This window comes from Wolbachia endosymbiont of Protocalliphora sialia, assembly GCF_053891855.1.
In genome coordinates, this window is record NZ_JAIUJX010000026.1 from 1 (window position 1) to 5,769 (window position 5,769).

General features: G+C 32.3%; 4 protein-coding genes, 1 tRNA gene and 1 pseudogene. 3 read left to right on the forward strand and 3 right to left on the reverse strand.

Features of this window, described 5'->3' with window-relative positions; genetic code table 11:
• Positions 1 to 44: 44 nt before the first annotated feature.
• Both LB100_RS05820 and LB100_RS05825 read left to right on the forward strand, forming a co-directional pair.
• Positions 45 to 284: pseudogene (locus tag LB100_RS05820) on the forward strand (phage portal protein); the annotation flags it as partial.
• A 53-nt stretch (positions 285 to 337) separates the two neighbouring features.
• Positions 338 to 787 (forward strand): ankyrin repeat domain-containing protein, encoded by a 450-nt coding sequence (locus LB100_RS05825; RefSeq protein ID WP_456201700.1) that lies wholly within the window; start codon positions 338 to 340, stop codon positions 785 to 787.
• 69 nt (positions 788 to 856) lie between these two features.
• Here LB100_RS05825 and LB100_RS05830 read toward each other — a convergent pair whose 3' ends face one another.
• Positions 857 to 3,340 carry an AsmA-like C-terminal region-containing protein gene (locus LB100_RS05830; protein ID WP_456201701.1) on the reverse strand — a complete coding sequence of 828 codons (2,484 nt, stop codon included), beginning with the start codon at positions 3,338 to 3,340 and terminating at the stop codon, positions 857 to 859.
• 375 nt (positions 3,341 to 3,715) lie between these two features.
• A complete protein-coding gene (gene murJ / locus LB100_RS05835) occupies positions 3,716 to 5,212 on the reverse strand; it encodes a murein biosynthesis integral membrane protein MurJ (RefSeq protein WP_456201702.1) in 1,497 nt (498 codons plus the stop codon).
• A gap of 144 nt (positions 5,213 to 5,356) precedes the next feature.
• On the opposite strand from murJ, the gene LB100_RS05840 reads away from it, so the two are divergent.
• A tRNA-His gene (locus LB100_RS05840) sits at positions 5,357 to 5,432 on the forward strand.
• A 189-nt stretch (positions 5,433 to 5,621) separates the two neighbouring features.
• On the opposite strand, the gene LB100_RS05845 is transcribed toward LB100_RS05840, so the two are convergent.
• Complete coding sequence (locus tag LB100_RS05845) at positions 5,622 to 5,750, reverse strand: hypothetical protein (RefSeq protein ID WP_456201703.1); 129 nt, start codon at positions 5,748 to 5,750, stop codon at positions 5,622 to 5,624.
• Positions 5,751 to 5,769: the final 19 nt, after the last annotated feature.

Below are 5,769 nucleotides of genomic sequence, written 5' to 3' on the forward strand. Positions count from 1 at the left end.
GGATCAACCATTTTTTTTTGGTCTAGTTTATGGGGTGCATTATACTTTGGGAACAGACGATTTTACCAACGCTAGAAAATATTATCTGTCACCTGAATTCTTGGCTAGTGCCCAAGTTTGGTAAAGATTTATGTTTGTCATATGATAAAGACGCGATAGAAATTCTAATGGGGAAAAGACAAAAGATGTGGAAATACGTGCAAAACGCAAGCTTCATGACGCTCAATGAAAAAAGAGAAGCTTTTGGCTTGCCACCGTTACCCGGTGGTGATAAGTTGAATTGATATTTATATAGTGTAGATATTTATACTAAGCTGTAATAAACTGGGGGTATTTTATGTATCAAGAACAAGGAAATTCAGTAAGTAATTCTCTATTTACTCTTCCTCATATAGAATTGTCATCGAGACGCAAAGCAAATATTAATGCAGCAGATCGTAATGGTGAAACTCCTTTACATTACGCTGCTAAAAGAAATCGCTTAGAGCAAGTGAAATTATTGCTTGAAAAAGGAGCAGTTATTGATATAAAAAATCGTTTCGGTTATACTCCTTTATACTGTGCTGTTCGTTCAGGCCACACAAGTATGGTAAAATTATTGCTTGAAAAAGGAGCAGATATTAATACATCAAGTAATTCTTGTGTTACTGTTTTACATTTATCTGTTCGCGAAGACTATAGGGAGATAACACGTTTATTGCTTGGAGAGACAGAGAGTCCAAGCACAAGCTACAGCGACGCAAGCATTGAGAATGTACAAACAATCAATCAGTCTTATCATTGGTGAGAGTAGAACATCTTTTACTAAGGTCTAACTTAAAGATAGATGGTCCCTTAAATCCTATATCTAAATGAGTTAACTATTTTTCTTGCTAACTAATAAAGTGGTAAAGATTTGATCTACATCAAAACTCATCTTAGGGTGCCAAATAGGGCCATCTAAGTGTGCCTCGATATAAAGAGGACTATTATGATTTGGTAGTATGAAAAAGAGTCTGAATATAGAAGTTAAGGAGAAATTAGATAAGATTAAATTAGAAGAGATAGAACCTGATGCTTGATCGATACTAAACTGTGAACTAGTTGAACATACACCACTGTTAATACTTACTTTTCCACTAATATTTTCAAAAAGCGTACTGCCATTGTATATATCAACATAAGCAAGCTTGGAAATTTCAGGTTTATTCTTACTGCTTAACAACTTAGTGATGAATGAATTAAAATCCACATTAGTAAATTCTATTTTCTGTGCTTGAAAGTTTACATTTCCTGATAAGTTACTAGCCCAATCATCAAAGCTTGTTCCTTGAGTTTTGATTTCACCACTTAAGCTTATCTTGCCATTTATGTTATTAACTCCTATAACTTCCTTGGTGTCCAAATTTGCAATAGAAAATTTTGTGTGAATTGAGCCTGCTTTTAGATAACCCTGAAAAAACATTTGTCCATGTTCTAGTATGTAACTTATCTGTTTGATAGTGATAGTGTTGTTTCTTATCACTGTATCCAAGTTAAAATCTTTTAAGACGTTTTGCCCAATTTTAAATTCTGTAGTTTTGATTTGCACGTTTGCATCAAAATCTCCTTTCTCATCTAAAAAATTAAGCTGCTTTGTTGACCATTGAATTTGATTTATTTCATTTCTTGAGTTTCTTTTTACCTCTAATAGTTTTGGTAATTTAAAGATATTTCCATTAAATTTATTACCTGTAAGGTTTACGTCTAATAAAGGCTTAGTGTATTTTTGATCCACTAATATTTTTACACTACCGGTAATGTCGAAATCTTCTCCGAATAACTTTATTTTATCTGCAACTAGCTTGTTCTCTTGTATTTTTAATGAAAAATCCAAATCTTCAATTTTTGTACCATTGAATATAGAATCTTTAACACTAGTTCTTATATTTACATCATACTTAAGATTTTTCAGCCATTGCACTTTGCTGAATAATGAATAATCATATTTATCTATATTAATGTTATGTATGCTAAATTTGCTATCGATCATATTGTGTTTTTTTGTGTGATTTACCTTAATTGATCCTTGCCAAGATTCTTTGTTATTTAGCAATCTGATATCTGAAAGAGATAATATTCTAGGTGCTAAATATAGTTTAGAACTTGCTGTAAATTGACTTTTCTCTCTTTCTTGCATCTTGATAGAAGGTAAAATATGTGAAATGAACGACTCACCCTTTATCAATATATCACCATTAAATTCAGACAAGTTGCCATTGTTTGAAACTTTTCCTGATAAGCGAGATATATTATTGGTTCCAGGAAACTGAAGAAGAGTATCAACGTTTATTTCGCCATTAGCAAATTTTAGCGTAGCATGAAATTTGTCCAATATCCTGTTTTGATATTGAATATTTGAAGCTTCCATATTAAAATCCAAGCTCAGGTTCTTTGGCACAACCTCTCTAAAAGATTCTAAAAGACCCTTCATATCTGTTGTTTTGTGTGAGCCGTTTTTTAGGTCGACTTTACTAAAACTAATATTGATATTAGTATGATCACTTTTTCTATCATTTTGTATTATACCAGTGCCTTGCATGCTTTTGGACTCAATTTTTAAATCAGTTGCCGTAAACTCGCTTTCATTGAGATTGATATTGGATGATATCTCAATATTTTCGCTGGGAATCACATAAGAAAGGAAGCTAAGATTAATGATTTTTGCTAAATTGCTCACAGAACCGGAACTGTTATTGATTGTCAGTATTAAATTACCCTGTTGATTTCTATTACCTTTAAATAGCAAATTTGCAAAATTTGAATCAACACTAATGTGTACATTATTTTTTGTGACATTAACCTTTCCAGAAAAATCGTAATTGTTGTCACCAATCTGTACTTCACCAAAAAACTGCTTATTTTTTTTTATAGCAACTTCCTTGATGTTAATAGTATCGGCGTTAAAACTTATTTGGCTGTCCTTTATTAATATATCAACTATATTATCATTGGCTTTCGTATTTATAATATTAAGTAAATTTTCTTTGTTGCTTTTCATGCCCAAAAATGAGATTGACTTTGGTTGCAATGAAAATGAAAACAACGATGGCCTTATTTCAATTTTTTTTGCACTAATTAAATCTGATAATTTTTGCTCCTTGTTTTTGTTGTATTGTACATATACATTGTGAATAGTAAGTTTTGGAGTAATGAGCGAAACTTCAATTTTTCCTCCAACATGTACTTTAGCATCATACGTCTTCTCTAACTCTTTTACGATATATTCTCTGTAGCCACTCCAATCCTTAAAAGTTGCAGCAACGTGCATGAGAATTAATAGCAACGAGATTGATAATATGGCGTATAAAGAAAGTTTCATAATAGACCTCTCATTCCAGCATCCCTTCTCTTCTTGTCATCCCAGTCTGGGATCCAGGAAATTTGATTAGACATTAAGTTAATTAGCAAAAAAGTAGCTATTCTTATGTTAAAACACAGCATTTTTACATGAGAAGCTGGTCTGATGAGCACTGGGTTCCCAGTGGAAATTGCTCTCAAACCACAACACTTATACAGTTGTGTGTGTGACACTGTGATCCAGTGTGACTTAAATAAGGTTTTCCAGATTATATAATCAACAAAATTTCTGGATCCCAGTGTCAAGCACTGGGATGAAAGGAATAGGTTATGGGATGAAAGGAGTGGATATTGGAATAGTAGCTGAAATGACATATAGCAATACAAAGGGTGTAATTTATACATATTTCAAATTATTCAAATTTCCTCTAAAAATTAGGTAAAGAGTGCTAGAATAAATAATAACACTCAAAGCTATTAAAGTTACTAAATAAACAATACGAGCTAGCCCTCTATCGAAAAACAACCCCGCTGATAAGTAATTAGAGAGATAAAGAACTATTGACATAACCAATGTTGCAGTGAGAATTTTTACAATATTTAGTAATAATGCTTGGCTAATCTTATACATCTTATTTATTGTTAAATAATTAATCAATAAAATAGAATTTATCCAAGTGGAAATGGAAGTAGCAATAGCAATTCCTATATGTTGGTATTTGTTCATTAATATGAGATTTAGTATTACATTAATTCCAAGGCACGTTAATGAGAACATAGTTGGTATTTTTAGTTTTCCCTTAGCAAAGAATGTGGGTAGCAATACTTTATTTATAATAAATGCGGGTAAAGAAAGAGAAAATGCTACTAATGTAGGAACAGTTTGCTGCACTGCATAATAATCAAATCGGCCGTAAGAAAAAAGCGTAAGTAAAATTATGTCAGGAATAATGATAAAAGCAGCAGTTATTGGCATAATTAATATTAACCCTATATTAAGGGCCTTGTTCTGTATTTTGACTATATTCTCAGTATCATTTATTCGTTTTGAAATCAGAGGAAGAAGTACTGTACCAATTGCAGTGCCAATTACTCCTTGCGGTAGTTGATTTAGTCTATCGGCATAATATATATAAGAAACTGCATTTGGTATAAAACTCGCCATGATTGTGTCAATCCATACACTTATTTGTATTACACAATTGTTGATAATTGCAGGTATCACACGCTTGAAAAACAACTTCACTTCGTTACTTAATTCTAAACTAAAAGAAAAGAAAGCCTTTAATTTGTATGCACTAAATATTATTAAAAGTAGCTGCAAAATCCCTCCAATCAGGACAGCTATAGAAAGGTTATGAGCCGGTGTTTCAATGTAAGGTAAAAACAAACTGATGATTAAACAGAGGTTCAAAATGATTGGTGAAATAGCTGTTGAAGCAAAATGCTGTTTTACTTGCAACATTCCACCAATAAGTGATGCGATTGACACGAAGATTATGTAGGGCATCATAATTTTCGACAAAGTTACAGTAAAGGTAAATTTATTTTGGTCAAATCCAGGAGTGAAGGTTTTGATTATGTAAGGGAAGAAGGTTTGTGTGATAAGGCAAAAAATTACTAGAATAATAAACGTAATGGATATTACACTACTTGCGAAATTAAATGCCTTTTTATTATCATATGACTCTGCAGAGTATAATGGTATGAATGAGGTAGTAAATGCTCCCTCTGCAAAAAACGATCGAAATAAATTAGCAAAGCGAAACGAGGAAAAGAATATATCTGCAAGAGAGGTTGCACCAATAACCGTAGCAATCAATACATCTCTTATTAGCCCTAAAATTCTTGAAATAGCTGTAAAAAAACTAAATGTGAAAATACTTTTAAACATATCACGATTTCAATACGATTAACTATAATGCTAAAAGCATAAATGAAAATGTTTATTCGCTAAACTTAAAACTCTATGCAAAAGTAGGTAGCATAAATAATTAATTGACTATTTATGCTTGTGTGTTAGAAATTTTATACCTTGGCGGGCGTAGCTCAGTTGGTAGAGCGTCAGTTTGTGGTACTGAATGTCGCCAGTTCAATCCTGGTCGCTCGCCCCACTAAAAATTTCCACTTTACATAAATATAAACATTCTCTATTTTTGCAAAGCCATTATTTGCCGGTAGCATTTTTTGTCACTCCAATGTGCTGCTTAGATGGCTGAGAGTGAAGAGAGTAGTTTATGATTCAGAGTAAAATGGCATTTTCTTAATTAGCGAGGGGATTGTATGTATATTTGTTTGTTAACTTATAGTATAGTGTCAGCACTAGGAGTATTAGCTTGGTGGTTAAGTTTTGACACTTCATCACCTTTAGCCATAGGTGGAATTGCTGCTTGTATAGCTCCAGCATTGATTGCGGTTATAATGCACCCCATAAACTAGACCAAAAAAAAA

Excerpts from the sequence above, each read along its gene's own strand:
- murJ (WP_456201702.1), bottom strand. The coding sequence starts at position 5,212 with ATGTTTAAAAGTATTTTCACATTTAGTTTTTTTACAGCTATTTCAAGA.
- LB100_RS05825 (WP_456201700.1), top strand. The coding sequence starts at position 338 with ATGTATCAAGAACAAGGAAATTCAGTAAGTAATTCTCTATTTACTCTT.
- LB100_RS05830 (WP_456201701.1), bottom strand. The coding sequence starts at position 3,340 with ATGAAACTTTCTTTATACGCCATATTATCAATCTCGTTGCTATTAATT.
- LB100_RS05845 (WP_456201703.1), bottom strand. The coding sequence starts at position 5,750 with ATGGGGTGCATTATAACCGCAATCAATGCTGGAGCTATACAAGCAGCA.